Origin of the sequence: Paraburkholderia sp. RHO2, from assembly GCF_050955445.1 — a bacterium.
Taxonomy (GTDB): Bacteria; Actinomycetota; Actinomycetes; order Mycobacteriales; family Mycobacteriaceae; genus Prescottella; species Prescottella agglutinans_A.
Genome location: NZ_CP162617.1, coordinates 1,239,067 through 1,265,133 on the forward strand (window position 1 = coordinate 1,239,067; position 26,067 = coordinate 1,265,133).

General features: G+C 69.7%; 21 protein-coding genes and 1 tRNA gene. 11 read left to right on the forward strand and 11 right to left on the reverse strand.

Annotated elements, in window-relative coordinates; translation table 11 throughout:
• Nucleotides 1-81: 81 nt before the first annotated feature.
• The gene (locus ABTV10_RS05700; protein WP_499033131.1) at nt 82-2,319 is read left to right on the forward strand and encodes an ATP-dependent DNA ligase; all 2,238 of its coding nucleotides are present in this window, start codon (nt 82-84) and stop codon (nt 2,317-2,319) included.
• 447 nt (nt 2,320-2,766) lie between these two features.
• On the opposite strand, the gene ABTV10_RS05705 is transcribed toward ABTV10_RS05700, so the two are convergent.
• Nucleotides 2,767-2,839, reverse strand: a tRNA-Arg gene (locus tag ABTV10_RS05705).
• 336 nt (nt 2,840-3,175) lie between these two features.
• On the opposite strand from ABTV10_RS05705, the gene ABTV10_RS05710 reads away from it, so the two are divergent.
• Complete coding sequence (locus ABTV10_RS05710; RefSeq protein WP_499033132.1) at nt 3,176-4,015, forward strand: M23 family metallopeptidase; 840 nt, start codon at nt 3,176-3,178, stop codon at nt 4,013-4,015.
• A gap of 68 nt (nt 4,016-4,083) precedes the next feature.
• On the opposite strand, the gene ABTV10_RS05715 is transcribed toward ABTV10_RS05710, so the two are convergent.
• From ABTV10_RS05715 to ABTV10_RS05735, 5 genes are all read right to left on the reverse strand, one after another.
• Entirely contained in the window at nt 4,084-4,332 is a 249-nt protein-coding gene (locus ABTV10_RS05715) for a hypothetical protein (protein WP_499033134.1), read from the reverse strand.
• Nucleotides 4,333-4,472: 140 nt separating this feature from the next.
• Nucleotides 4,473-5,273, reverse strand: a complete 801-nt coding sequence (locus ABTV10_RS05720) for a family 1 encapsulin nanocompartment shell protein (RefSeq protein WP_433610600.1) — start codon at nt 5,271-5,273, stop codon at nt 4,473-4,475.
• Complete coding sequence (locus ABTV10_RS05725) at nt 5,270-6,292, reverse strand: Dyp-type peroxidase (protein ID WP_499033136.1); 1,023 nt, start codon at nt 6,290-6,292, stop codon at nt 5,270-5,272. The genes ABTV10_RS05720 and ABTV10_RS05725 overlap by 4 nt, the downstream gene beginning before the upstream one ends.
• Nucleotides 6,293-6,385: 93 nt before the next feature.
• Nucleotides 6,386-7,609, reverse strand: a complete 1,224-nt coding sequence (locus ABTV10_RS05730; RefSeq protein ID WP_499033138.1) for a globin domain-containing protein — start codon at nt 7,607-7,609, stop codon at nt 6,386-6,388.
• 23 nt (nt 7,610-7,632) lie between these two features.
• Nucleotides 7,633-8,091, reverse strand: a complete 459-nt coding sequence (locus ABTV10_RS05735) for an RrF2 family transcriptional regulator (protein ID WP_499033140.1) — start codon at nt 8,089-8,091, stop codon at nt 7,633-7,635.
• 252 nt (nt 8,092-8,343) lie between these two features.
• Between ABTV10_RS05735 and ABTV10_RS05740 the strand changes: the two genes are divergently transcribed.
• From ABTV10_RS05740 to ABTV10_RS05750, 3 genes are all read left to right on the forward strand, one after another.
• Nucleotides 8,344-9,270, forward strand: coding sequence for a universal stress protein (locus ABTV10_RS05740; RefSeq protein ID WP_499033141.1), 927 nt, complete (start codon nt 8,344-8,346; stop codon nt 9,268-9,270).
• A gap of 50 nt (nt 9,271-9,320) precedes the next feature.
• Nucleotides 9,321-10,361, forward strand: coding sequence for an LLM class F420-dependent oxidoreductase (locus ABTV10_RS05745; RefSeq protein ID WP_499033143.1), 1,041 nt, complete (start codon nt 9,321-9,323; stop codon nt 10,359-10,361).
• Nucleotides 10,362-10,495: 134 nt separating this feature from the next.
• On the forward strand, nt 10,496-11,392 hold the full coding sequence (locus ABTV10_RS05750; RefSeq protein ID WP_499033145.1) for a universal stress protein: 897 nt from the start codon (nt 10,496-10,498) through the stop codon (nt 11,390-11,392).
• 58 nt (nt 11,393-11,450) lie between these two features.
• Here the strand turns inward: ABTV10_RS05750 and ABTV10_RS05755 are convergent, their stop codons facing one another.
• Nucleotides 11,451-13,028: an FUSC family protein gene (locus tag ABTV10_RS05755; RefSeq protein ID WP_499033147.1), complete on the reverse strand. Its 1,578-nt coding sequence runs from the start codon at nt 13,026-13,028 to the stop codon at nt 11,451-11,453.
• Nucleotides 13,029-13,360: 332 nt separating this feature from the next.
• Here ABTV10_RS05755 and ABTV10_RS05760 point away from each other — a divergent pair, with 332 nt between their 5' ends.
• Entirely contained in the window at nt 13,361-14,608 is a 1,248-nt protein-coding gene (locus tag ABTV10_RS05760) for a hypothetical protein (RefSeq protein ID WP_499033149.1), read from the forward strand.
• Nucleotides 14,608-17,466, forward strand: coding sequence for an FtsW/RodA/SpoVE family cell cycle protein (locus tag ABTV10_RS05765; protein ID WP_499033150.1), 2,859 nt, complete (start codon nt 14,608-14,610; stop codon nt 17,464-17,466). The genes ABTV10_RS05760 and ABTV10_RS05765 overlap by 1 nt, the downstream gene beginning before the upstream one ends.
• Before the next feature lie 82 nt (nt 17,467-17,548).
• Here ABTV10_RS05765 and ABTV10_RS05770 read toward each other — a convergent pair whose 3' ends face one another.
• Nucleotides 17,549-18,538, reverse strand: coding sequence for a rod shape-determining protein (locus ABTV10_RS05770; RefSeq protein WP_499033152.1), 990 nt, complete (start codon nt 18,536-18,538; stop codon nt 17,549-17,551).
• Between the two features lie 483 nt (nt 18,539-19,021).
• Between ABTV10_RS05770 and ABTV10_RS05775 the strand changes: the two genes are divergently transcribed.
• Entirely contained in the window at nt 19,022-19,918 is an 897-nt protein-coding gene (locus ABTV10_RS05775; protein ID WP_499033154.1) for a hypothetical protein, read from the forward strand.
• 371 nt (nt 19,919-20,289) lie between these two features.
• Here the strand turns inward: ABTV10_RS05775 and htpG are convergent, their stop codons facing one another.
• From htpG to ABTV10_RS05790, 3 genes are all read right to left on the reverse strand, one after another.
• Nucleotides 20,290-22,239: a molecular chaperone HtpG gene (gene htpG, locus ABTV10_RS05780; protein ID WP_499033155.1), complete on the reverse strand. Its 1,950-nt coding sequence runs from the start codon at nt 22,237-22,239 to the stop codon at nt 20,290-20,292.
• Between the two features lie 84 nt (nt 22,240-22,323).
• The gene (locus ABTV10_RS05785) at nt 22,324-22,965 is read right to left on the reverse strand and encodes a Dabb family protein (protein ID WP_499033157.1); all 642 of its coding nucleotides are present in this window, start codon (nt 22,963-22,965) and stop codon (nt 22,324-22,326) included.
• Nucleotides 22,958-23,338, reverse strand: coding sequence for a hypothetical protein (locus tag ABTV10_RS05790; RefSeq protein ID WP_499033158.1), 381 nt, complete (start codon nt 23,336-23,338; stop codon nt 22,958-22,960). Before ABTV10_RS05790 ends, ABTV10_RS05785 begins: the two co-directional genes overlap by 8 nt.
• A gap of 112 nt (nt 23,339-23,450) precedes the next feature.
• On the opposite strand from ABTV10_RS05790, the gene ABTV10_RS05795 reads away from it, so the two are divergent.
• Genes ABTV10_RS05795 through ABTV10_RS05805 form a run of 3 tightly spaced genes read left to right on the forward strand, consistent with a single transcriptional unit; the run spans nt 23,451 to nt 26,058 of the window.
• The gene (locus ABTV10_RS05795; RefSeq protein WP_499033159.1) at nt 23,451-24,503 is read left to right on the forward strand and encodes a GlxA family transcriptional regulator; all 1,053 of its coding nucleotides are present in this window, start codon (nt 23,451-23,453) and stop codon (nt 24,501-24,503) included.
• Between the two features lie 53 nt (nt 24,504-24,556).
• Nucleotides 24,557-25,360: a dienelactone hydrolase family protein gene (locus ABTV10_RS05800; RefSeq protein ID WP_499035141.1), complete on the forward strand. Its 804-nt coding sequence runs from the start codon at nt 24,557-24,559 to the stop codon at nt 25,358-25,360.
• 59 nt (nt 25,361-25,419) lie between these two features.
• Nucleotides 25,420-26,058 carry a response regulator gene (locus tag ABTV10_RS05805; protein WP_499033161.1) on the forward strand — a complete coding sequence of 213 codons (639 nt, stop codon included), beginning with the start codon at nt 25,420-25,422 and terminating at the stop codon, nt 26,056-26,058.
• Nucleotides 26,059-26,067 lie beyond the last annotated feature (9 nt).

Below are 26,067 nucleotides of genomic sequence, written 5' to 3' on the forward strand. Positions count from 1 at the left end.
CTTCCCGCGTCGGCACCGGCACGCGGGCCGTCGGCGGCGCACAATGTGCGTACAGCAGCGGAACTCGAGGGAGGTGCCCGCGTGCCGACACGCACCATCGACGGCCGTCGTGTGGCTGTGAGCAGGCTCGACAAGGTGCTGTACCCCGCCACGGGCACGACCAAGGGCGAGGTGATCGACTACTACACCGCGATCGCGCCCGCGATGCTCCCGCACGTCGTCGACCGCCCGGCCACCCGCAAGCGCTGGCCGAACGGGGTGGACGAGCCGTCGTTCTTCGAGAAGAACCTCGCCACATCGGCGCCGCAGTGGCTCACCCGGCACGCCGTCCACCACAAGGACCGGACCGTGCGCTACCCGATCGTCGACTCCACGGCGGCGCTCGTGTGGATCGGTCAGCAGGCGGCGCTGGAAGTGCATGTCCCGCAATGGCGGTTCGTCGAGGGCGAACCGGGGCCGGCGACTCGGCTGGTGTTCGACCTCGACCCCGGCGAGGGGGTGGGCCTGCCCGAGTGTGCGCGGGTGGCGTTCGCGGTGCGGGACCTGGTGGCGACGCTGGGGTGGACGGCGTACCCGGTGACGAGCGGCAGCAAGGGCATTCACGTCTACGTGCCCCTGGACCGGACGCTGGCTCCGGGCGGGGCGTCGACCGTCGCGAAGAAGGTGGCGACGAGCCTGGAGCAGATGCATCCCGACCTGGTGACCGCGACGATGTCGAAGTCGGTGCGGGGCGGGCGGGTGTTCCTCGACTGGAGCCAGAACAACGCCGCCAAGACCACGATCGCTCCGTACTCGATGCGTGGGCGCGCCCATCCGACTGTCGCCGCGCCGCGACGCTGGGAGGAACTCGAGGATCCGGACCTGCGGCACCTGCGGTTCGACGAGGTGCTCCAGCGGTACCGACGGGACGGGGACCTGCTCGCCGACCTCGACGCGCCGTGGGACGCCCTGTCCGAATACCGCCGTAAGCGCGACCCCGCCCGTACCCCCGAACCGATCCCGCAGACGGAAGCCGAAGGCGGTGAGGGCAATTCGTTCGTCATCCAGGAACATCACGCCCGCCGACTGCACTACGACTTCCGGCTCGAGCGGGACGGCGTCATGGTCTCGTGGGCGGTGCCGCGCGGCATCCCGACGTCGCCGAAGGAGAACCGCCTGGCCGTGCACACCGAGGACCATCCCCTCGAGTACGCGAGCTTCTCGGGCTCGATCCCGAAGGGGGAGTACGGCGGCGGGAGCGTGAGCATTTGGGACGCCGGGACGTACGAGCCGGTCAAGTGGCTCGACGACGAGGTGATCGTGCGACTGTTCGGGGAGCGGGTCCAGGGCCGGTTCGCGCTCATCCGCACCGAGGGCGACCAGTGGTTGATGCACCTGATGCGGGAGGACGGAGACGACCGGAACTTCCCGCGGGGGCTGCGGCCGATGCTCGCGACGGCGGGCACCCTCGACGGCCTGAACCCCGACGAGTGGGCGTTCGAGGGGAAATGGGACGGCATCCGGCTGATCGTCGAGTTCGACGGAGCTACCCTCACCCTGCGAGGCCGTGCCGGCAACAACGTGACCGACCGGTATCCGGCACTGCAGTCGCTGGCCAGGACCATGGACGGGCACCGGGTGGTGCTGGACGGGGAGGTCGTCAGCCTCGACGGCGCGGGGCGGACGAGTTTCACCGCGCTGCAGGCCGGAGGCGAGCCGCGGTTCTGGGCGTTCGACATCGTGTATCTCGACGGGGTCTCGCTGCTGCGCAAGCGCTACGACGACCGCCGACGCGTTCTCGACGCGCTGGCCGCCGCGGTCGACGGACTCGTCGTTCCGCCGCAGTTGACGGGCTCGGTTCCCGAGGTCGTCGAGCAGAGCGGCGACCTCGAGGGCGTCGTGGCGAAGCGGCGGGACTCGGTCTACCTGCCAGGGAAACGCGGATCGGCGTGGATCAAGACCAAGAACTGGCTCACGCAGGAGGCCGTCATCGGCGGGTGGCGTCGCGGACGCGGTGGACGCGGTGGCAGCCTCGGCTCGCTGCTGCTGGGGATCCCCGGCGACGGCGGCCTGCGCTACATCGGACGGGTCGGCACCGGGTTCAGCGAGTCGGAACTCGACCGGCTGAGTGCGCTGCTCGCCCCGCTCGAGCGAAAGACCAGCCCCTTCGTCGGCGACGTGCCCGACGTGGATCGGCGCGAGATCGTGTGGGTGACCCCGAAGATCGTGGGAGAGGTGCGGTTCCGGGACCGCACCGGGGCCGGAAGGTTGCGACACCCGAGCTGGCGGGGTCTGCGCGACGACAAGACGCCCGACGACGTGCGCGAGGAGTCGGGCTGAGCTCGGTGGTCGCGAACCGTGTCGGGGTGTATGGTCCGGGGCTGCGGGTGGCCGAGTTGACAGGCACCGCAGGAGGTTTCGACTCCGAACGCACAGGGTCCCACACGAGAAACCCGACGAGCGGGTGACCGAGATGCGGGCGCCGGTCACCGAAACCTGATCGGACTGGCGCGCGAAAGGTCCTTTGGTTCGGAGGCAAGGCGGTTCGAAGGTGGCCGGGCGACAACCTCACCGCGCGGGTCGAGGTCGTCGGACTTGCGCAGAACGAGAAGGGCTGCGCCGCGGTAGAAGGGCACTCCGAACCACGAATCCGCATGGCGCCCAGGTCTTCAGCGGCGCCGCCGAGGTCGGCTGATCTCGATCAGGTCGCGCAGCCGCGTTGTGGAGGATTCCTCTTGGTATCCGGGAGAAATCCTTCATGATCGCCGGGACCGCTCGCTGGTGGAGTGCCCCCGGCAGGATTCGAACCTGCGACACCGGCTTTAGGAGAGCCGTGCTCTATCCCCTGAGCTACGAGGGCGGGGGCGGGGCGAACTCGGTTCGCAGTGTTCCGCAATTGGGAGTGTAGCCGCCGGCGGGCTGCTCCGATGAATCGGTCGTCGCGTCACACTCCGTCGGGTCGAGTCCCTGCCGAACGCAGGAGAGTCCCCACTCTCGTGACGTAGGGGACCGACGGACGGAACGGCGCCGGCAAACTGATCGATCCGCGCTCCGACTCCGAACCGTCAGAAAATCGAAAATAAAGATCAGGTAACGCTAGCGAACACGTATATGGATTTGTTACCTTGGCTCGGCAGCAAGATCGAGTGCACTCCGAAGTGTGCGGCCGAAGAAACGATTGACGAGGTAGCTGACTGTGGGACGCCATCGCCGGACGGATTCCGACGCCCTTCTCATCGAGCTCGACCCGACCGCCCAGCGTGGCCGTCACCGCGACGCAACCTCCGGTCCCGGGGCAGGTCTGAAGGCCGCCACCGTCGCCGCTGCGACCGGCGCGATCCTCACCGCCGGAGCGCAGCTCGGTGCCGGATCCGCGGCCGCCGACACCGGACCGAGCACCCAGCAGTTCCAGATCCCCGAGGGCCTTCTCCCGGCCGGCGTCGAGTTGCCCGCCCTCCCGGCGCTGCCCACGCTGCCGCAGGCGCCGACCGCGCAGCAGGTGATCGAGACCGTCAAGGCCTTCGAGATCCCGGCCGGCATGCCGCAGGTCGAGCAGGTCGTCGACGACCTCACCACCCGCGCCGAGGCGAGTTTCGGCTCGATGAGCGGTTCGCTGAGCGCGCCGCGTGCGGTCAAGCCCGTGTCCGGCACGCTCACCTCCGACTTCGGTCCCCGCTGGGGCAGCCATCACGGCGGCATCGACATCGCGGCCCCGATCGGCACCCCCGTCTACGCCGCCGCCGACGGTGTCGTCGTCGACGCCGGTCCCGCGTCCGGATACGGGCTGTGGGTGCGCGTCAAGCACGACGACGGCTCCACCACCATCTACGGCCACGTCAACGACTACCAGGTCGCCGTCGGCCAGCAGGTGGTCGCGGGCCAGCAGATCGCGACCGTCGGCAACCGCGGCCAGTCGACCGGCCCCCACCTGCACTTCGAGGTGTGGAACGCGAACGGCGCGAAGGTCGACCCGTCGGCGTGGCTCGAGGAGCGCGGCGTCCAGGTCACCTGGCGCGGCGCCTCGGCCACCATGTGAGCCGACCCCGAGACGACGAAAGTCCCCGCCCCGATGGGCGGGGACTTTCGTGTTCGTGGGCCGGCAGGTCAGGCGGCCGGGGTGGCTGCCCGGCGGGCGGCGTAGGACAGCCCGCACGCGGTCATGACCTGGCCGAGGCTGAGCGCGCCGCCGTCGCCGAGCGCCCGCGAGAAGCGGCCGTCGGGTCGCACCCACAGCCGGACCGTCGCCGCGCCGTCGGTATGAGCGAGGACGTACTCGTCGCAACCGTCGGGGCAGGGCAGCGTCTCACGCACGGCGTGCTGCGAGTATGCGAGTTCGATCAGGTCGTCGATCACGAAAGCTGCTCCTAACCCCCGGTCCGACCGAGGCCTACATCACCGTTCGGTAACGCAGATTAGGCTAACCTTCGCCCAGTACTGGCTGTCAACCCCTTGGTTCGTCCTGTGAGCAACCACTCGGGGACCCGTCGCCGGTCCTACCGCGGCGACAGTGCGACCGAGGCCTCGCCGGTGTACGTGAGGAACGTCAGCGACTCCTGGAAGTACAGCTCGACCGTCTCCGAATCGTGCGACAGGTAGCCGATCGACAGGTCCTGCCCGATCTGGAGGTCGAAGTCGCCGCCGCGGGTGGTCAGCACGAACGCCCCGTCGATCGCCGGCGCCCAGATGATGTCGCCGTCGATGAGCCGCCGGATGTGCTCGCGAATCGGGTACCCGTGATCGGAGGTCTCGCTGACCTGCGTGTACGCCTCGGCACTCAGCAGCACCGAGTACGGGCCGTCGACGCCGGCCAGGCGCAGCTCCGACAGCGCTTGGCTGATCACCTCGGGCACGTCGCGGACGTCCTCGGGCAGGCGCAGCGTCGGGTTCGACGAGCTCGCGCGGATGCCCTCGATGCCGGCCGCGGCGTACCCCTCGAAGATCGCGCGGTCCTCGGCGAACGCGATCTTCTTCGCGGCCTCCTTGACGGCGTCCCAGTCGGCGTCCTGCGCGCCGCGCTCGACGTTGTCGATCTCCTCGCGGGACAGCGTGAACGGCACCCGCAGCTCGACCAGCGGGGCGACGCGGCGCTGTCGGGCCAGCACGCCCGCGGCCGGGGCGTCGATCGACGTGGTGCGGCCGAGCCCGACCGCCGAGAAATCGGTGCCGTGCGGGCCGGAGACGTCGACGACGGTGCGTCCCGCGATGTGCCGCTTGAAGGTTCGGGTAGCCTCCTCCTCGATCGACGCCCAGGCGGCGTCGGTGATGGGGGCGAGACCGCGATAGAGATTGTTCATATGGTGGAACTCCTTCTCAGACTGCCAATTCCGAGTGATCCGTCAGCGGCGGGGGACGGGCTCGTGTCTTCGGTGCCGGCGTGCCTTATCCCGGGAGCCGGCGGGAGGTCGTCGAGGAACTCGATAGTGGGGGAGAAGAACAGGCTGCCCGTGACGGCGGTGGAGAAATCGAGGATGCGGTCGGTGTTGCCCTCGGGCTTGCCGACGAACATGTTGCGGAGCATCTCCTCGGTGACCGCCGGCGTGGCCGCGTACCCGATGAAGTAGGTGCCGAACTCGTCGCCGCCGAGGCTGCCGAACGGCATGTTGACGCGCAGGATCTGGCGCTCGTCGCCGTCCTCGTCGACGACGGTGGTCAGTGCGACATGGGAATTGGACGGTTTGACGTCGTCGCCGAGTTCGATGTCGTCGAGCTTGGTGCGGCCGATGACGCGCTCCTGCTCCTCGGTGGAGATCGCGTTCCACGCGTCCATGTCGTGCAGGTACTTCTGCACGATCACGTAGCTGCCGCCGGTGAAATCGGGATCCTCGTCGCCGATCAGCGCGGCCTCGGCCGCCTCGGCGCCCTCCGGGTTCTCGGTGCCGTCGACGAACCCGAGCAGATCGCGCCGATCGAAGTACTGGAAGCCGTGGGTCTCGTCCACGACGGTGGCTGCACCCCGGAGACGTCCGACGATCTTCGACGCGAGTTCGAAGCACAGGTCCATGGACACCGCACGGATGTGGAACAGCAGGTCACCGGGGGTCGCGGGGGCGCGGTGCCGGGTGCCTTGGAGTTCGACGAACTCGTGCAGTTCGGCGGGGCGGGGCCCGTCGAACAACCGGTCCCACGCGGACGAGCCGATCGAGGTGACGCACACCAATCCCGAATCGGGCACCCGGAATCCGACGGCCTTGCGCAGGCCGTCGACGTCGGACAGCACGTCGCGGACGGTGTTCTCGCCGCCCTCGTCGATGGTGAGGACGAGGAATATCGCCGCAGGTGTCAGCGAGGTCAGGATCAACTGAGGTCGGGCCACACCTCACCGTAGAACACTCCCGGCGGCGTTGCCCGGGAACACCGACCGTCGGCGGCGTGATGTCGCCGACGGTCGTGGGCCGCGATCGGGTGGCTACGCGGTGGCGCCGGCCCAGCTGTCCGGGCCGAACACCTCGTAGTGGATGTTCGCCTCCGGGATGTTGCGGGCGATGAGCGACTCCTTCATCGCGAGCATGAACGGCAGCGGGCCGCACAGGAAGGCGCGGGTGCCGGGCTCGAGTGCGACGTCGGTCAGATCTGCACGCCCCAACCGGGTTCCGGTGAACGCCTCGCGCGCACCCATGTCCTCGTACCAGCGGTGCATCACACCGGACGGCAGCCGCCCGACCAGCTCGGTGAGCTCGGCACGGTGCGCGTGCTGCGCGGCGGAACGGTCGGCGTGCAGCACCGAGACGCTGCGCCGGTCGTCGGTGGAGGCCAGGTGCTCGAGCATCCCGATCATCGGGGTGCAGCCGATGCCCGCCGAGACCAGCAGCAGCGGGGCGTCGTCGTCCGGCAGGACGAGGTCGCCGAACGGCAGCGACACGGTCAGCTCGTCACCCTCGAAGACGTTGTGGTACAGGAAGTTCGACACCTCGCCGGCGGGCGCGGCGGAGCCGTCGGGCAGTGCCTGGGCGGCGATCCGCTTGACCGTGATCCGCCACTCGGCGTCGGTGGGCCCGCACGCGAGGCTGTACTGCCGGATCTGGCGGGCGCCGTCGGGCAGGTGGACGGCGACCGAGATGTACTGGCCCGGTGCGAACGCCGACAGGGCGGAACCGTCGGCGGCCGCGAGGGTGAACGAGACGGTGTCGGCGGACTGGTGCGCCCGGCGCGTCACCCGGACCGACCGCCACACGTCACCCGCCTCGACGCCGGCCTCCTCGTACAGCCCGGCCTCCATCGCGATCAGGGTGTTGGCCATCAGCCAGTAGACCTCGTCCCACGCCGAGGCGACCTCGGGCGTGACGGCCTCGCCGAGCACCTCGACGATCGCCTCGAACAGGTACTTGTGCACGATCCAGTACTGGTCGGCGGTGATGCCGAGCGACGCGTGCTTGTGGGCGATGCGCGACAGGATCGCCTCGACCCGTGCGGGATCGGGGTCGAGCTGCAGCGTCGCGAACGCGGCGATGGCCCCGGCCAGCGCCTTCTGCTGCTCGCCCTGGCTCTGGTTGCCCCGGTTGAACAGGTCGCGCTCGAGCTCGGGATGGGCGTCGAACATCTTGCGGTAGAACAGCGGCGTGATGTCGCCGATCGCGGCGCCCACGGCGGGCAGCGTGGCGCGGACGGTTTCCTTCGAGGCCTCCGAGAGCATCGGATTCTCCTGTCGGTCGGGGATTACGGTTCGTTCACTGCCGGCGCGGTGAGCGTCAGCAGCACGTCTCGGGTGGAGTCGTCCGCCAGGTCGCGGACGGTCAGCGTGTCCAGGGCGCCGTAGAAGGCGTTCTGGGCGTCGCGCAGCGCGGAGCGCAGCCGACAGCCGCGGCGCAGCGGGCACGGCTTGTCGCCCTCGCAGGTGACGACCTCGCCGTCGCCCTCGAGCTGTCGGGTCAGCCAGCCGAGCGATGCCGACCGGCCCAGTTCGGTGATCGCGAGGCCGCCTCCGCGGCCCCGGCGGGTGGTGACGACGCCGAGTTCACTCAGCCGCGCAACCACTTTCGTGGCGTGCGTGTACGAGACGGCCAGCTGGTCGGCGATCGCCCGGGTGCTCGGGGCCGCCCCGGATCCGGCGGTCGACCCGTCGGCCAGTCGCATGACGATCCGCAGGCCCAGATCCGTGAACTGCGTCAGCTGCATGACTCGACAGTAGGAAATTGGAATCTGGGACTCCAATTAAATGTGACGGGCGTCTCGGGTCCCGCCGCGAAGTCCCGACTTCCGGCCCGGCGCGGAGGGACTTTGGTCCCGAACTACACGGGACTCATGCATCCCCGCGGAAACCGGTCGGAGTGACTAACGTCGAAGTCGGCACCTCGATCGGTTCGATCCGAGGACGATCGACCACGACTTGCCGCACCGATTCGTCGCAAACGGAAGAGGGTGAGCGGGATGACCGCACAGGGCATGCAACACGGCGCCGAGGAACCGTCGATCGCACGGGCCGCGAACGCGGTGATCGTCGGCGTCGACGGATCCGAGTCCGCGGAAGCGGCCGTCCGCTGGGCCGCGCGGATGTGCGCGGACCGCAACCTGTCGCTGCGGATCATCCACGCCCTGAACTTCTCGCCCTACACCTACGGCGCGCCGTACCTCGACGTCGCCGGCATCTACGACTGGATGGAGGACGAGGGCAAGGAGATTCTCTCCCGCGCGGCCGCCGTGGCCCGGGAGGTCTCCGCCGACCTGGACGTCTCCACCGAGATCTCGACGATGGGCGGCGCCCGCTGGCTGGTGTCGCTCTCCGAGGACTCGCGGGCGCTGGTGCTCGGGGCGTCGGGCAGCGGCGCGGCCGGCGGCATCGGCTCGACCGCGGTCAACGCCGCGAGTCACGGTGTGTGCCCGGTCGTGGTGGTCCATCAGCGCGACGGCGAGGTGCCGCAGGAGGGGCCCGTGGTCGTGGGCATCGACGGCAGTCCCACGAGCGAGCGGGCCACAGGCATCGCGTTCGAGGAGGCCGCGCAGCGCGGGGTCCCGCTCGTGGCGATCCACGCGTGGAGCGACACCCCGCACGGGACGCTCGCCGGTGGGCGCAGCGCGATCCGCGACCCGCGCGCCTTCGAGGACGCCGAACACGAGGTGCTCTCCGAACGCCTCGCCGGGTGGTGTGAGCGGTACCCGGACGTCGAGGTCCAGCGCGAGCTGTACATCGACGGCCCCCGCACCCACCTGCTCGCGTGGTCGCAGAAGGCGCAGCTGGTGGTCGTCGGCAGTCGCGGCCGCGGCGGCTTCCGCGGCCTGCTGCTCGGCTCGACCAGCAACGAACTGGTGCAGAAGGCGCAGTGCCCGGTGATGGTGGTCCGGCCCGAGCGGTCGTAGAGTCCATTTGTCGTAACGGCCGTCACAGGAAACGGATTGGGGTCGCCGCAGTGCGCATCGGAATGGGCTTGAACTACAGCGGGGGATTCGCGGAGACCGTCGAAGAGGTCGCCGACCTGGAACGGGCGGGCCTGGACATCGTGTTCGTGCCCGAGGCGTACTCGTTCGACGCCGTCAGCCAGCTGGGATACCTGGCGGCCAAGACGTCGAAGATCGAGCTGGCGTCGGGCATCTTCCAGATCTACACCCGCACCCCGAGCCTGACCGCGATGACCGCGGCCGGTCTGGACTACGTCTCGGGCGGCCGGTTCGTGATGGGCATCGGGGCGTCGGGTCCGCAGGTGATCGAGGGCTTCCACGGCGTCAAGTACGACGCCCCGCTCGGCCGCACCCGCGAACTGGTCGACATCTGCCGGCAGGTGTGGCGTCGCGAGAAGGTCAACTACCAGGGCAAGTACTACCAGGTCCCGCTGCCCGCCGATCAGGGCACGGGACTGGGCAAGCCGCTGAAGCTGATCAACCATCCGGTGCGGGAACGGATCCCGATCGTCATCGCCTCGCTGGGACCGAAGAACGTGGCGATGACCGCCGAGATCGCCGAGGGCTGGGAGCCGATCTTCTTCCACCCGGAGAAGGCGGAGTCGGTGTGGGGCGAGGCGCTCGCGGCCGGCAAGGCCAAGCGGGACCCGGCGCTGGGGGATCTGCAGATCTACGCGGGCCCGGCGCTGGCGATCGGCGACGACGTGGAACCGATGCTGCAGTGGATCAAGCCCCACCTGGCGCTGTACATCGGCGGCATGGGCGCCAAGGGCAAGAACTTCTACAACGACCTCGCGTGCCGCTACGGGTACGCGGAGGAAGCCGAGAAGATCCAGGACCTGTACCTGGCCGGCAAGAAGGAGGAGGCCGCCGCCGCCGTGCCGGACGAACTCGTCCGCGCCGTTTCCCTCATCGGCACCGAGAGCTTCGTCAAGGAGCGGGTGGCGGCGTTCGCCGCCGCCGGCGTGACGACCCTCAACGTGACCCCGATGGCCGCCGACCGCGCGGGCCGCGTCGCCCTGATCGAGAAGCTGCGCGCGATCGTCGACTGACCGCCGCCCCGCCGAGCCGTGGCGTGGCGTGCCCAGAGTCACGGCCCGCGGGGCGCCGAGACGCACGCGGTGGCGGACAGAAATCGGGACAATGGTCTCGACCGGACTGCAGGTGTGAAGGAGAAACTGGATCCATGAGCGCAACCGAAGCGATCGTCGTCGCCGTCGACGGCTCCGAAGCGGCATCGAACGCGGTGGTGTGGGCCGCCCGAGCCGCTGCGGTCCACCAGCGTCGCCTGCACATCGTCACCGCCGTGCACATCCCGGCGTTCTACTACTCCGAGCCGTACCTGGCCCGTAGCTTCCAGGACGAACTGCGCGACACGGCCCGTTCGCGTCTCGACAGCGCCCACGTCCTCGCCAAGCAGTCCGCCGAGGACATCGGTTCGATCGAGATCACCACCGAGCAGATCGACGGGCGTCCCGCGCCGACGCTGATCGACCTGTCGAAGCAGTCGTGGATGGTGGTCCTCGGATCGCACGGCCACGGCGAGATCACCGGGCTCGTCGTCGGTTCGGTCACCGCGGCGGTGGCCTCGCACGCCGAGTGCCCGGTCTCCGTCGTCCGCGGTCGCACGCTCGACGGCCTGCCGCCGACCGAGGGTCCGGTCGTGGTGGGCGTCGACGGCTCCGAGTCCTGCAAGCCCGCCGTCGCGGCCGCGTTCGAGGAGGCGGCGGCACGGAACGCGAACCTCATCGCCGTGAACGTGTGGAGCGACGTGAGCGTGCAGCCGTCCCTCGGCGCCACCCCCGACGACCCGCACTGGAGCCGCATCCAGACCGGTGAGGAAGTGGTGCTCGCCGAGCGCCTCGCGGGCTGGCAGGAGCGGTACCCGGACGTCACCGTCGAACGCGTCGTGGCCCGGGACCGGCCGGTGCGGGTGCTCAGCGAGTACGCCGAGCAGGCCCAGTTGATCGTCGTCGGCACCCGCGGGCGCGGCGGCTTCCGGGGCATGCTGCTGGGCTCGACCAGCCGGGCGATGCTGCACACCGCCGACTGCCCGGTGCTGATCGTGCCGTCGGGCGACTGAGTTTTCGACCTTCCGATCGGGGCCGCGTGGCGATTCGCCGCGCGGCCCCGGTGTCGTCCTACGGGGTCCCGGCGAGGGCGAGCACCCGATAGCCGGACTCGTTGAGCGCGTGGTGGCGCGCCCACCGGGTCTCGGTCCACACCGGATCGGTGTGCGCGGCCACCAGTGCCGCCGTCGTCGCCGAATGCAGGTCGAACTCGAGTCCGCGGCAGAGTTCGCGCGCCTCGGACCGGTCGCGGGTGGACGCGGTCCGCTCGATGGTCGCCGCCACGCGGTCGTCGGCGTCGACGAGGATCCTGCGGTACGACGCGGGCAGCACCGTCCACAGCACGACGACGGCGACGACGACGCCGATCACCGTCTCGAGGAGACGATCCCGGGTGACGCCGGTCAGGTCGTCGGGCGACCCGAGACCCCCGAGCAGCAACGCCAGGGTCGTGATGAACACCATCGCCAGTCCGTAGTTGCGGACGAGATACGCCTGCAGTCCGGCCATCGACGCGGCCAGCGCCAGCACGAGCGCGGCCCCGGTCGGATCGATGGGCGTCAACGCCGCCAGAACCAGTAGGCCCAGCACCGTTCCCGCGAAGCGATGCACGGCCCGGTATGTCCCCAGGATCCGGTCCGGCCCCTGGTGCAGGATCATCGCGGCGGTGATGACCGCCCAGTCCGGCCGGGCCACACCGAGGCCCATCGCGACGGCACCGGCCACCGGGCACGCGACGAGCAACCGAACGACGATGAGCGTCGACCGGCCCCGCAGGTGTGCCGCCCGCCCGAGCCGGAACCGGATCGTCGGGCGCGGCGCGGGGACCCGCCGCCCCAGGTCCTCACCGTCGGCGTCGAGCGCCGTCTCGCTGCCGTGCAGCAGCGTCACGCAGCGATCCTGTGTCGCGAGCAGATCCCGGGTCAGCGGGTGGTCCCGGATGGCGATGCCCGCGTCGTGCAGGCACTGCCATGCGGCATGGACGGCCTTGACCGCCCCGTGTCGTCGCGTTGCGGAGTCCCGATCGTGGTCGAGGGCGTCGACCGCCGCGATCGCAGACGAGACCGCCGTGCGTTCGGGGGTGCGCGGCCGCACCGGCCAACCGGACATCGCGACGAGGACGGCGGTGGCCGCGCCGACCGCCGTCCAGGCGACGACGTGGCCGACGGGGACGCCGACCGCGGGCAACGCCGACGCGATCTCGACCGCCAGAAGTGGGAGGAACGCGCCGGGAGCGCCGATCCGCAGCGCGTCGACCACGAACGCGGCCACGGCCACGAACGCCGACATCGCGAGTACCAGCGCCATCGGCCACAGTGCGGATCCGCCGGCGGTGGCCGCGTCGTGGACCGCGCTGCCGACGACGGCGCCGAGGGCGGCCGCGACCACCATCACGCACGCCGCGACGGAGACCGCCCGCCACCGCACCCGGTACGGACGGCCCTCCCCGTACACCACCGCGAACGCGCCGAGGGCCGCCGAAGCGGCCGCCGGATCGTGGCCGAGCGCGACGCCGATCAGTCCGGGCAGAGCGACGGCGACCGCTGCACGCGCCGTCCCCGGCCATCGGCGCCCGTCCCGCGGCACGCGCACCAACGCGGGCCATGCCCGTGTCGGTGTGGGAATCGGGGGAGGGGCTTCGATCGACACGGGTACTTACGTTACGAAACGGCGCGGGGCGCGATCGAAGCAGGCAAAAAGGGAAGGCCGAGAGGGGCCGCGCCGGAGGCTCATTGTCCGGTTCCTCCCCCTGTTCGCTCGGTGGCGGGTCGCGCGCGCCGCAAAGCGGACTCCTGCCGCGCGCCGGGCGGGCGCCCGAGCCTTTCGCGTTCGCGATTCCTCTCCTCGACGGACCGGATCGGAGTTAAATAGATTCGAACAGGCGCAACGGATTTCGACAAGATCAAGCACAGCCCAGTCCACCGCCCACCCGCTCCGGTCCGGTGCCATCCGCGGGAGGCAGATCGCTTCGGGGATGCGCAATGAACAAAGCAGCTTTGGGCGTCCACGCGCGCAGCAGCGAGCCCGCCGCGGCGCCGCCGGAACTGTCCGATTCGCTCGACGACGACTCTGGTGGCGCACGTGGCGGCGTCACACTGCCGAGGCTGCTCGCGGGTGCGCGGCTGACGCCGGCGCAGGCTGCGCAACTGTCTGCGGACGTGATCGACGAGCTCGGACGGGTCAGCTCCGGCGGTAGCCGTCCGGTCACCGTGCGGAACGACGCCGCGGTGGTGTCCGACGGCGGGCGACTCATGCTGGACGGCGTTGTCGGCGGCGCGTCCCGCATCGAGACCAAGGATGCGATCGCGGACCTGCTCCGCGGCATCGCGACGAACTGCCGAGGGTCGGATCTCGGTGATCCTCTGATCGAATCCTTATCGGACGCAACGGATCCGAATGACCTGATTCGCCGGGTTCGTCGGGTGATCGACCCCGAACTCGACCCGGCCGGCGAAGCTCGGCGGAGGCGAGGGATCGGCGAACTCGTCAAGGCGACGATGGGGCGGCGCCCACCCGACCGTCGAGCAGGGGAGGATCGAGGAGAGCGGACCGACGTACGGAACGATCCGTCCGTGCCGACCGGGTCGCTCGTGACGGGCACCGGTTGGTACCCGCCGGTTCGAAGCCCCTGGCACAGTCGTCGGCGTCGGCCGTCCCGTCGCCAGGGGATCTACGTCGTGCTCGTGACCGTCGTTGTCGCCGGGTCCCTGGTGGCGGCGCCTCGTGCGTGGGAGCAAGTGAGCCGGGGCTGGGACGCCCTCCTCCATCCGGTGAACGCCTCCTCGGCGCAGAACCGCATCGAGCCGGTGTCGCCGCCGCCACCGGAACCGGCGGACCCGGCGGGGACCGCGGCAGGCGGTGTCACACCCGCGCCGGTCGATACCGGTGCCCCGGCCGCTGCGGGCCAGATCGCCGGGGTCACAGCACGTTTCGCCGACGGATCGTGCAGCCCCGGCAAGCCGTGCGCCGTCCGTGTGGACGTCCGCCTCGATCCGTCAGCGGCCGGTGCGGTCACCTGGAAACTGAACGTCTACGACCGATGCTCGGGTGAGGTGCACGAGGGCGGTGACGTCACCATCCCGGCCGAGCCGGACCGGGAGGGTGTGTACGGCCTGAGCAGGACCACACTGCCGAACGGGTCTGCCTTGGCCGTCGCGGCGGTCACGAGCGCCCCGGCCGTCGCCGCGTCCGAGCCGCTGTACGTGCCCGCCGACAAGGCGGCCTGCTGATGACCGCGGACGGCGGCCGGGTGAGGGGACACGATCGAGAGTCCGACCCCTGGATCGTCTCGGCGGCGGTCGTGCTCGCGGTCCTCGGGCTGCTCAACCTGATCTCGATCGGGCTCACGTCGCAGGCGATCCGTCATGCATGTTTCACCGTGATCGGCCTCGGGTTGATGTGGGTCGTCTCGCGCGTGCGGGTGAGCAACCTGGCCCGATTCGGGTGGGTGACCCTCGCTGTCTCGGTCGTGATGCTGGCGGCGGTCCCGCTCGTCGGCGTCGCGGTCAAGGGCGCGCAGCGGTGGCTGGACTTCGGCCTGTTCACCGTGCAGCCTTCGGAGATCGCCAAGCTCGGTCTGGTGATGGTGTCGGCAACGATCCTGGCCGGCGGCTACACGTTCGGCCGGTTGACAGCGGCGTTGGGGATCGCGGGTGCCGTCGTCGCGCTCGTCGCGCTGCAACCCGACCTGTCGAGTGCCGTGGTGCTCGTCGCGATCGCGGTGCTGATGGTGGTTCTGGCCAGGGTGCCGATGGCGCCGCTGATGCCGCTGTTCGCGCTGGGCATCGCCGCGTTACCGATTGCCGTGCTCTTTCTCCGTCCGTACCAGCTCGAACGGATCCAGACGTTCGTGTCGAGCGACGCCGATCCGAGCGGATCGGGCTGGGCGTCGATGCAGGCCGACATCGCGGTCGGCAGCGGCGGCCTGTGGGGCCTGGCGCGGGACCCCACGTACGACCTGAGGGCCGCATACCTTCCCGAAGCGGAACACGACCTCGCGTTCGCGAGCGTCGTGTACGGGTGGGGGCTGTTCGCCGGCATCGCGGTCATCGCGGCCAGCCTGGTGATCACGTGGCGTGCCGCCCTCGCGGCCCGCCGCGCCCGTACCAGGGAAGCCGCGCTCGTGGCCGCCGGTGTCGGTGCCCTGTTCGGGATCCACGCGGTGCTGTCGATCGGTGCGAGCCTGTCGGTGCTGCCCCAGACCGGAATGCCGCTCCCGATGTTCAGCTACGGCGGCACCGTCGCGGTCGTCGGTTTCATCTCGATCGGGCTGGTACTCGCGGTGCGCCGCGACGGTGTCGGCCGGCCGCTGTGGGCTCAGCCGTCCACGCGCCGACGACGGCCGCGGGGCGTCACGGCGGGTTCCCTCGCGGTCACCGCGCTCCTCGTGGCGATGTCCGTGTTCGCGTGGCAGTTGCAGAGCGACCGCGGTCCGGAGCTGCGTGCGCTGAGCGACACCCAGATGACCCGCTGCATCCGACTGCCCGCCGAACGCGGGGAGATCCTTGACCGGAACGGCGTGCCGCTGGCGACCAACGTTGCCGAGTACTCCATCTCGGTGGTCAGCCGGATGTTCGACGAGGACGACTCCGGGGAGCGCACCATGCTCGCCGCGCTGCTGGGCGAGCCCGACGCCGAGCTGACGAAGACCCTGGCGGACAGCGGCGGGGAGATGCAGGCCGTCGTCGGCAGGGTCACCCCGGAGCAGGCGCGGCGGATCATCGACGCGCAGCTGCCCGGCGTGCTCGTGGTGCCCTCCGGAAAGCGGCACTACCCGTACGGACCCGCGCTCGCCTCCGTCCTCGGCTACGTGGGCGTCGGTGATCCGCAGGACATGGAACGTTGGCCACAGCTCGCCCTCGGGTCGCGGGTGGGCCGGGCCGGGCTCGAGAAGCAGTACGACGCCCTGCTCCGCGGCACCGACGGCCGGCAGTGCGTGTACGTCGACCCGGCCGGAAACCTGGTCGGCCCGGCCGAGCGCGTGGATCCGGTGCCGGGTCACGATCTGCGGCTGCACCTCGACATCGGGTTGCAGACCCTGGCGACGGACGCGCTGGCCCAGGCGGTGCGCAGCAGCGGCGGCGACCTCGGCGCGGCGGTGGTGATGGACGCGCGGACCGGAGGGGTCTTGGCGCTCGCCAGCGTGCCCGGGTACGACAACAACGTCTACGGGCCCCCCGTAGACGCCGTCGCGCTGGCGGCGCAGACCGAGGGGACCGGGCCCGGACGGATGCTCAACCACGCCTACCAGACCGCGGCGCCGCCCGGCTCGACCTTCAAGATCGTGGTCGCGTCGGCGAACCAGGAGGACCAGGTCCTGGACCCGGAGCAGGTGATCGAGACCGGCGCCGCCTACAGCTACGGAGGGCACACGTTCGCGAACTGGCAGCCGATGGGGCCCAACAAACTGCTGGGTGCGATTCAGTGGTCGGACAACGTGTACTTCTACAAGCTCGGTGAGCTTCTCGGTCCCGAACGGATGGCGAGGACCGCCTCCGAACTCGGCGTCGGCAGTCGGTCGGGGATCGATCTGCCCGGCGAGTCCGCGGGGTTCCTGGGCACCCCCGAAAATGTCGGCGAGATCGGTGGCACCTGGTATCCGGGGTCGACGCTGTTGATGGGCATCGGGCAGGGCACCGTGATCGCCACCCCGGTCCAGGTGGCACGGTGGACGTCGGGCATCGCGACCGGGGCGCTCGTCACCCCGCAGCTCGCCGCCGCCGACGCGACCGGAGACGGCGCGCCGATTCCGACGGGAGAGCCGCAGCGGCTTCCGTTCGCCGACAAGCTCGGTCCCGTCCGCGCGGGGATGCGGGCATCGGCCACCGCAGGTACCGCAGGCCAGCTTGCCACGCTGCCGGTGACGGCCGGTGCCAAGACCGGCACTGCGGAGGATCCGTCGGCACCGGGCGGCCTCAACGCGTGGTTCTCCGCGGTGGTGCCCTTCGAGTCCCCCGAAATCGTTGTGACAGCCCTTGTTCGCGGCGGTGGATTCGGATCGGCCACGTCCGGCCCCGTGGTCAAGGCGATCCTCGAGCGGTACCTCGCGGAGCGGCCGGCCCCGGCACCCCCGGCACCGGGTCGGTGATCAGCTGTCGTAGGTGATCCCCCGCAGCGGATCGGGTGCTGCGGGGGATCGGTGCAGGTACGGGATCGGAGGATGCCGGAGATCAGCCGCTGTACGCGGCGACGACCTCCGGGTGATCCAGGCAGGCCGTGGCGCCCTCGGCGACGCACGTGAGCGGCCGCTCGGCCGTCTTCACCGGGAGGCCGAACGACTCTTCGAACAGCTGGGGCAGCCCGCGAAGCAGTGCGCCGCCCCCGATGACCAAAATCCCTTCGGCCATGACGTCACTGATCGCCTGTGGGGGAAGGTCTTCCAGGCATGCAGTCAACGTCTGCACGATTCCGGTCGTGGTCGGCCGCAGCGCTTCCACGATCTCCTCGACGTCGAGTGAGATCAGCCGCGCGCGGCCGGTCACGGCATCGAGGCCCTCCACCACGAGCGACTGATCCTCGGCGGTGTCGGGTGCGCCCATCTTGGCGCGCTCGGCGGTCAGCTCTCCGACGATGATCTGGTGCTCTTCGCGCAGGTGGTGGTGCAGCGCCTCGGTCAGTTCCTCCCCGGCCAATTGGCAACTGCGGTGAGAGATCACGCCACCGAAACAGATGGCGGTGACCTCCGAGGTGCCGCCGCCGACGCTCACGATGAGATGGGCGCGAGGCTCGAGCGGATTGACGCCGCATCCGAGAGCACCCGCCACCGGTTCCGGGATCAGCCCGACTTTGCGGAGGCCGGCCTCGTGCCCGACCTCGAGGAGTGCGCGACGCTCGAGTGGCGTGGCCCCGGCAGGAGCCGAGATGACCGCCTTCGGCCGCCGACCGTACCGTCTGTGCGGCGCGACCTGCTCGATGACGGCCGTGACGAACGCTCGGGCCGATTCCAGATCCACGATCACGCCGTCGCGCATGGGGCGCACCTGCGTGATCCCGGCAGGTGTGCGGCCGACAAGGTTTCGCGCATCCTGACCGATCGCGAGGGCGCGGTGCGGATCTTTGTTCCGAACCAGCATGAAAGACGGTTCGTTCAGGACGACCCCGTCTTCGAGGGTCCCTACAACGGTGTTCGTAGTTCCGAGATCGATGCCAAGTCCACGCACGTCGGCCTCCCGAAGGGAATCGAACGAGATGGTCTAGATGCTACGCACACAGAGGGGGTTCATGGCCTGTTTCGCGAGGCAGTCCTCTGCGCGGGCGCAACCTTGACTTCTCTGTGCCGATTCTGTGGTCAGGCAACGAGTTTCGAGGGTTTGCACCGCGCCCGAACTGGCTGGAAAGCCCTCCTCGAGAAGTTTGCGATTTCCCCCCCGACCTCTAAGAAAGAAACTCACAAAACCAATTCGGCCCTGTGTTAAGTGGGTGAGATGTTAGGTTGATGCCGCCTATATGCATGGGGGCGCCAACTGTTCAGTCGGGGGTCTGGCGGAGTTCCGTGAGGGGAAATGGCGGCGTTTCATGAATGTAATTCCATGCGGTGGGCGGATCGTTGATGAATTGCTGCGTAGGCCAACCGAGGAGGTCATGTAACGATGCCAACCCACAGGCGAGAAAACTCACGCGCGCGGAAAATGAAGACGCGAATCATGATTACGGCGGCGGCGGTCACGGCTCTCGCGATCAGTTCGCCTGCAGTCGGGCTGGCCGATCCGGCGGCAGTCGGCGGCGCCGGTAACGAGGCCGGTAACGAGGCCGGAGGCGATGGACTCGGGAGCCTCGGATCGGCGCTGGATCCGAACTCTCTCGCCAAGGTCGTGTGGGGCAGCATCGATCACGGAAGCTCCGGCGGCGGTCACGACGGGAGCATCGGCAAGGGGAGCGTGGAAGGCAGCCACGAGGGGAGCATGGAAGGCAGTCACGAGGGGAGTGTCGGCAAGGGGAGCCTCGGCAGCCATGAGGGGAGCATGGAAGGCAGCATCGGCAAGGGGAGCCTCGGCAGCCATGAGGGGAGTATCGAAGGCAGCATCGGCAAGGGCAGTCTAGGTAGTCACGAGGGCAGTCTCGGCAGCCTCGGCAGTCTCGGAAGTGGTGAAACCGGTAGCGCCGCCCTCGGCTCGTTGCCGTTGCTGGGAAGCGCGGGCGGCAGTGGCGGTAGCGCCCTGATCGGCAGTGCCGCAATCGGTAGCGGGGCACTCGGTAGTGCTCTGTTGGGTTCCAGCGGGTCAGGTGGGTCGGGCGGACCGGGTCCGGAGGGTGGCCCGAGTCCCCAGGCTCCCGGTCCGCAAGGTGGCCCGGGTCCCCAGGGTGGTCCCGGTCCGCAGGGTGGTCCCGGTCCGCAGGGTGGCCCGGCCCCCCAGGGTGGAGGAATGATGCCGGGTGCACCGCTCCCCGGTGGGCAGATCGGCATGGTCCCCACCGGCGGCGTCGAAGCAGGTGGCGGACCGAGTGGCGACGTCGCCGACGGAATGTTGGTCGGTACTGCGCTGTTCCTGGCGGCGGCGACAGGCACGACAGCCGCGTGGCGGCGTCGTCCTACTTCCTGAGCACGCGAATCCGCTCGGCGGTGCCGGCAGCTTGTTGCCCTGTAGACGGCAACAAGCTGCCGGCATTGTTGTTTTTTCGGCCCACCGCCGCGACAACGGCGACATTGTCGACTCTCTGGACAGAAACCTGCCTGGAACTACTCGATCCTTCGAGTTCGTTCTGGATCGAAGGCGTTCGATACCGCCTATCGAAAAGCGCTACGCTCCGGTTTGCGTAGAAACTTCTTTGTTCGGCGTTTTCGAATAAGCGTTATCCGAAATGGTGGACAGCGTTGTTTGAAGGATAGTTTGTTCGGCTCGCACAGTCGTAGCAGCGCGCCCGCGGTGGTGACGACCCCGCGGGCGCGCTGAGTTGATCCGACGACGCGTGTCTAGAGGGTCCGTGCCAGGCGGTTCGCGAGCAGCTTCGCGAAGTGCGCCGGATCCTCCAGCTCGCCACCCTCGGCGAGAAGTGCGGTGCCGTAGAGTAATTCGGCGGTCTCGGCGAGGCTCGGGTCGTCGCCGCGCGCGGCGTGCGCGGCCCGTAGACCCTCGACGAGCGGGTGCGTCGGGTTGAGTTCGAGGATCCGCTTGAAGTGCGGGACGTCCTGGCCCGACGCCCGGTACATGCGCTCGAGTGACGGTGTCATGCCGAACTCGTCGCCGACGATGCAGGCAGGGGAGTCCGTCAGGCGAGTCGACAGGCGCACCTGCTTGACCTGCTCCTCGAGGGTCGAGGTGAGCCAGGCGAGGACGTCGGCGAACTGCTTGTCCTGTTCCTCGCGCTTGGCCTCGGCGTCCTTCTTCTCCTCCTCGGTGTCGAGGTCCACTTCGCCCTTCGCGATCGACTGCAGCGGCTTGCCGTCGAACTCGGGGACCGACGTCACCCACATCTCGTCGACCGGGTCGGTGAGCAGTAGCACCTCGAGGCCCCGGGCGCGGAACGCCTCCATGTGCGGCGACGCCTCGAGCTGCTGGCGGGACTCGCCGGTGAGGTAGTAGATCTGCTCCTGGCCGTCCTTCATCCGCTCGACGTACTGCGCCAGCGTGGTCTGCTCGTCCTCGCTGTGCGTCGACGGGAACGACGAGATCTCGAGGAGCGTGTCGCGGTTGTCGAAGTCCGACAGCAGGCCCTCCTTGAGGACGCGACCGAACTGGGACCACACCGTCCGGTACTTGTCCTGTGCCTCCGTGTCCTCGGACGACATCAGGTCCTTGATGGTGGTCAGCACCTTCTTGGTGAGCCGTCGCCGGATCGCGCGGATCTGCCGGTCCTGCTGCAGGATCTCGCGAGAGACGTTGAGCGACAGGTCCTGTGCATCCACCACGCCCTTGACGAAGCGCAGGTACTCGGGCATGAGTTCCTCGCAGTCGTCCATGATGAACACCCGCTTGACGTACAGGTGGATGCCCGCGCGGTGCTCGCGCGAGAACAGGTCGAACGGCGCGTGCGACGGGATGAACAGCAACGCCTGGTACTCGAACGTGCCCTCGGCCTTCATCGGGATGATCTCGAGCGGATCGTCCCACGAGTGGCTGACGTGCTTGTAGAACTCGTTGTACTCCTCGTCGGTGACCTCGCTGCGCGGGCGGGCCCACAGCGCCTTCATCGAGTTGAGCGTTTCGGTCTCGACGACCGTCTTCGGTTCGGTGTCCTCGGCGTCGTCGGTCTTCGGGGCGGGGCGCTCCACCTGCATCCGGATCGGGTAGGCGATGAAATCCGAGTAACGCTTGACGATCTCGCGCAGCTTGCGCTCGGACGCGTAGTCGTACAGGTGGTCCTCGACGTCCTCGGGCTTGAGGTGCAGCGTCACCGACGTGCCCTGCGGAGCGTCGTCGACGGTCTCGATCGTGTAGGTGGCGTCGCCGCTCGACTCCCACCGCGTCCCGTGCTTCTCGCCGGCCTTGCGCGTGAGCAGGGTGACCTTGTCGGCGACCATGAACGTCGAGTAGAAGCCGATGCCGAACTGGCCGATCAGTTCTTCGGACGCCGCCGCATCCTTCGCCTCGCGTAGCTTGCGGCGCAGCTCGGCGGTGCCGGACTTGGCGAGCGTGCCGATCAGGTCGATCACCTCGTCGCGGGACATGCCGATGCCGTTGTCGCGCACCGTGAGCGTGCGCGTGTCCGCGTCGACGTCGAGTTCGACGTGCAGATCGGACGTGTCGGCCTTGAGGTCCTTGTCGCGGAACGCCTCGAGCTTGAGCTTGTCGAGCGCATCGGACGCGTTGGAGACGAGCTCGCGGAGGAAGGTGTCCTTGTTGGAGTACACCGAGTGGATCATCAGATCCAGAATCTGGCGAGTCTCGGTCTGGAACTCGCGCTGTTCGATACCCGTGGTCATACGTGCTTCCCCTTCGGCAAACAGAACTTGCGACCGAAATGTTAGGACGGCGGCGGGCATCGCGGTGACGAAGGGCCGCGATCGTCACCCGGAGGTGAGGAATGGTTCCTCGATCGCCACGAATCCGTGACACAGCGCGGTGACGATCTTGCTGCCGCGTTCGGGATCGAACCATCGGTCGACGTGCGCCCAGTGGTACGGGTGCGTCATGTAGGGGCCGGTGAGGCCATCGAGGCTCGCGTACTCCTGCTCCCACACGTGCGTCCAGCCCGTGGAGCCGGTGGCGTGGTGCACCTGGGCGAGCTGCGAGGCGCCGATGGATCCGATGTAGTTCGGCATCGCCCCGGTCTCGGTTTCGAACTGCCGGACGCGTCCCGGATCGGCGGCCGGATCGACCGCGACGAGCAGCACCCGGTACACCGCCGGCGCGTCGGCGCTGGGCGACGGGGCGACGGTGCCCGTGTAGGTGGCGCCGTCGACCCGGTCGACCGCCGGACTCCAGAACCAGGAATCGACGACATTCTCCACTGCGCGCCAATCAGATTCGGTGCCGAAGCGGAACCGGGCGATCACGTCTCCGGCATTGATCGCGCCGGGCAGTGTGGGCCCGATCAGCACCGCCGCGGCGTGCGGCTCCACCTCGGCGCGCAGACCGGCGACGATCGCGTCCCGGTACCCGGCGTCGGCGGTGTCGGCGAAGTGGATCAGCCGGATCACCTCAAACATCGGTCACCGCCTCGAGGTCGTCGAGCGCGGCCGACGTCGTTCGCCGCCGGCTCACCAGCGACTCGTCGGCGGACGCCCACCACGCCGCGACCTCCGGGTCGCGGCCCGCGGCCCAGCGCTGCTGCCACCAGGCCTCCGCTCCGCTGACGGTCCACGTGACGGTGACGGTGTTCGACTGCTCGGCGAGCCACACCGGCGGGCTTACGAGGATCCGGTCGAGGGTGAGTCCGCGCGCGCGTGCGCCCGGCGCGTACTGCTCGAGATACGACGTGAGGAATTGGCGCGCCCGACCGGGCACGACCTCCATCTCGTCGACGATGTAGACGGTCGGTGCAGCGTCGTCGGCCGCGGGCCCGGCGAGCAGGCGCTCCATCGAACTCCTTTCGGTGTACCTCGACAGGACGCTAGGGCGTCGTGGAGTGTGGTGCCTACGGCCGTTCCACGCAGCGGGAGGACGGGAAGCGCACGGGGAGGGGGCAGCGGCGATGCGGATCGGGATCCTCGCCTACGAGGGGTGTCTGGCGGCGGAGATCTTCCTGTTCTCGGACATCCTGCTGGTGGCGAATCGGGTCGCTCGGCACGCGGGCGCCGAGCGGGACCCGTTCGTGGTGTCGGTGATCGCCGCGTCGGCGACGCCCGTGCGTGCCGCGGGCGGGTTCCCCATCGGGGCCCAACCGTGGCACCACGACTTCGACCGAATCGTCGTGCCCGGGTTCGAACTGGTGCCGTCGGAGGACCCCGACGACAGGTTGCCGACCTGGCGCCACGAATCCGCGTTCCTCGCCGCCGCCGCGGCCCGCGGAACCGAGGTCGCCTCGGTGTGCGTGGGCGCGTTCCTGCTGGGCGAGGCCGGACTTCTCGACGGGCGCCGGTGCACCACGTCGTGGTTGTTCGCGCCCGAGCTCGGTCGGCGGTATCCCGCCGCGACCGTCCTCGGGGATTCGTTGGTGGTGCACGACGGGCCGGTCACGACCACGGCCGCGTTCAGCGCCGCACTCGACCTGGCCACGGCGCTCACCCGCATGCATCTCGGGGACGGCGTCGCGCGGGCCACGGCCCGGATCACCCTCGTCGCCGAGAACCGGACGAGCCAGGCGCCGTACGTCGTCGACGCGATGCTGCCCAACGGCCACGGCCCGTTCGCCGAGGACGTGGGTCGATGGTTGGTGGCGCATCTGGCCGAGCCCTACGACCTCACCCGCCTGGCCGGGGCATTCCACGTGAGCACGCGGACGATGCTGCGGCGATTTCGCGCCGACGCGGGACAGTCACCGCTCACGTTCCTGCGGCGGGCCCGGGTCCGCGCCGCCAAGTCGCTGCTCGAGACCACCGATCTGCCGCTGGCGCAGATCGCCGAACGCGTCGGCTACCAGGACGCGGGGACGTTCCGCCGACTGTTCCAGGCGCAGGTGGGGATGGGCACCGCGGAGTACCGCCGGCAGTTCCGGGCGCGACCGTCGGTCGGGGCGGGTGGCGAGATCGCCCTCGAACGTGGCGGCGACGCCACTCGTGCGGCGGCGCGGTCGCCGAAACACTGATCGGGCACGCCATTCGGATCAGTGACGGAGGAACGCCGGTGCCCGACCGCAGCATGAGCGAGGACGACCCGCTCGAGGACTTCGAACGACGACGGATCGAGTTCGACGGGCTCGCGAGGACCGTGTACGTCGCGGGCGGCGGCCCAGCGGTGATCGTCATGCCGGAGATTCCGGGGATCAGCCCGCACGTCGCGCGCTTCGCCCGCTGGGTCCGCGACGCGGGATTCACCGTGTACATGCCGTCGCTGTTCGGCCGCGACGGCGCCGTCCCCACGGTCGACGACGGGGTCGCGGTGCTCCGGCGGGCGTGCGTCAGCGCCGAGTTCCGCGCGCTCGGCGCGAATGACCCGAGCCCGGTGACGGTGTGGCTGCGGAGCCTCGCGCGCCGCGCCCACGACGAGTGCGGCGGCCCCGGCGTCGGCGTCATCGGGATGTGTTTCACGGGCAACTTCGCGCTGTCGATGATGCTCGAACCGGCCGTCCTCGCCCCGGTGCTGTCGCAGCCGTCGCTCCCGCTCGACGACCCCGACGCCGTCGACAGCGGCCCGGCCGAGCTGGCGGCGGTCCGGCGTCGCCTCGACGCCGAGGATCTGACCGTGCTGGCCTACCGGTTCCGCGGGGACCGGTTCTGCCGGGCGCAGCGTTTCGCGGCCTACGCGGCCGCGCTCGGCGACCGTTTCGTGGCACGTGAGCTACCCGATTCCGCCGCCAACCCGGACACCTCGCCGTTCTTCGAGCACGTGATCGGGGGCCCGCACAGCGTCGTGACCGCCCACCTCGTGGACGCGGCGGGACAGCCGACGCTCGCGGCGCGCGACGAGATCCTGTCGTTCTTCCGCGTCCGCCTCGGGCCGTGAGGCCCGGGCGATCGCGGGCGCGGTAGCGTCATTGCCGAGAGTTACGGAAGGTGGCACCGATGACCCGGGTCTTTCTGGTGGACGATCACGAGATCGTGCGGCGCGGACTGGTCGATCTTCTCGGCAGCGCGCCCGACCTGACGGTCGTCGGCGAGGCCGCGTCGGTCGGCGAGGCGATGGCGCGGATCCCGAGCAGCGGCGCCGACGTCGCCGTCCTCGATGTCCGCCTGCCCGACGGCAACGGCGTCGAGTTGTGCCGCGACCTGCGGGCCGTGCTGCCCGACCTGCGGTGCCTCATGCTCACGTCGTTTGCCGACGACGAGGCCCTCTTCGACGCCGTGATGGCCGGCGCCTCCGGGTTCGTGCTCAAGCAGATCCTCGGCACCGACCTGATCTCGGCGGTCCGGACCGTCGGCGCGGGTGGGTCGCTGCTCGACAGCCGCGCCACGGCCGCCCTCATGCAGCGGATCCGATCCGAGCGCACCGCCGACCCGCTCGCCGAACTGTCCGATCAGGAGCGGGCCGTGTTCGACCTCATCGGCGAGGGCCTGACCAACCGGGAGATCGCCGAGCGACTGTTCCTGGCCGAGAAGACGATCAAGAACTACGTCTCCCGCCTGCTCGCCAAGCTCGGTATGCAGCGCCGCACCCAGGCCGCGGTCCTCGCGACGGAGTTGCGGAACAACCGGCGCAACTAGAGCGTGCCT

What these genes read in the sequence shown, in the direction of transcription:
- ABTV10_RS05785 (WP_499033157.1), bottom strand. Translation starts at nt 22,965, where the DNA reads ATGTTTGAGGTGATCCGGCTGATCCACTTCGCCGACACCGCCGACGCC.
- ABTV10_RS05765 (WP_499033150.1), top strand. Translation starts at nt 14,608, where the DNA reads ATGACCGCGGACGGCGGCCGGGTGAGGGGACACGATCGAGAGTCCGAC.
- ABTV10_RS05740 (WP_499033141.1), top strand. Translation starts at nt 8,344, where the DNA reads ATGACCGCACAGGGCATGCAACACGGCGCCGAGGAACCGTCGATCGCA.
- ABTV10_RS05790 (WP_499033158.1), bottom strand. Translation starts at nt 23,338, where the DNA reads ATGGAGCGCCTGCTCGCCGGGCCCGCGGCCGACGACGCTGCACCGACC.
- ABTV10_RS05735 (WP_499033140.1), bottom strand. Translation starts at nt 8,091, where the DNA reads ATGCAGCTGACGCAGTTCACGGATCTGGGCCTGCGGATCGTCATGCGA.
- ABTV10_RS05760 (WP_499033149.1), top strand. Translation starts at nt 13,361, where the DNA reads ATGAACAAAGCAGCTTTGGGCGTCCACGCGCGCAGCAGCGAGCCCGCC.
- ABTV10_RS05805 (WP_499033161.1), top strand. Translation starts at nt 25,420, where the DNA reads ATGACCCGGGTCTTTCTGGTGGACGATCACGAGATCGTGCGGCGCGGA.
- ABTV10_RS05720 (WP_433610600.1), bottom strand. Translation starts at nt 5,273, where the DNA reads ATGAACAATCTCTATCGCGGTCTCGCCCCCATCACCGACGCCGCCTGG.
- htpG (WP_499033155.1), bottom strand. Translation starts at nt 22,239, where the DNA reads ATGACCACGGGTATCGAACAGCGCGAGTTCCAGACCGAGACTCGCCAG.
- ABTV10_RS05795 (WP_499033159.1), top strand. Translation starts at nt 23,451, where the DNA reads ATGCGGATCGGGATCCTCGCCTACGAGGGGTGTCTGGCGGCGGAGATC.
- ABTV10_RS05750 (WP_499033145.1), top strand. Translation starts at nt 10,496, where the DNA reads ATGAGCGCAACCGAAGCGATCGTCGTCGCCGTCGACGGCTCCGAAGCG.
- ABTV10_RS05800 (WP_499035141.1), top strand. Translation starts at nt 24,557, where the DNA reads ATGAGCGAGGACGACCCGCTCGAGGACTTCGAACGACGACGGATCGAG.
- ABTV10_RS05730 (WP_499033138.1), bottom strand. Translation starts at nt 7,609, where the DNA reads ATGCTCTCGGAGGCCTCGAAGGAAACCGTCCGCGCCACGCTGCCCGCC.
- ABTV10_RS05775 (WP_499033154.1), top strand. Translation starts at nt 19,022, where the DNA reads ATGATTACGGCGGCGGCGGTCACGGCTCTCGCGATCAGTTCGCCTGCA.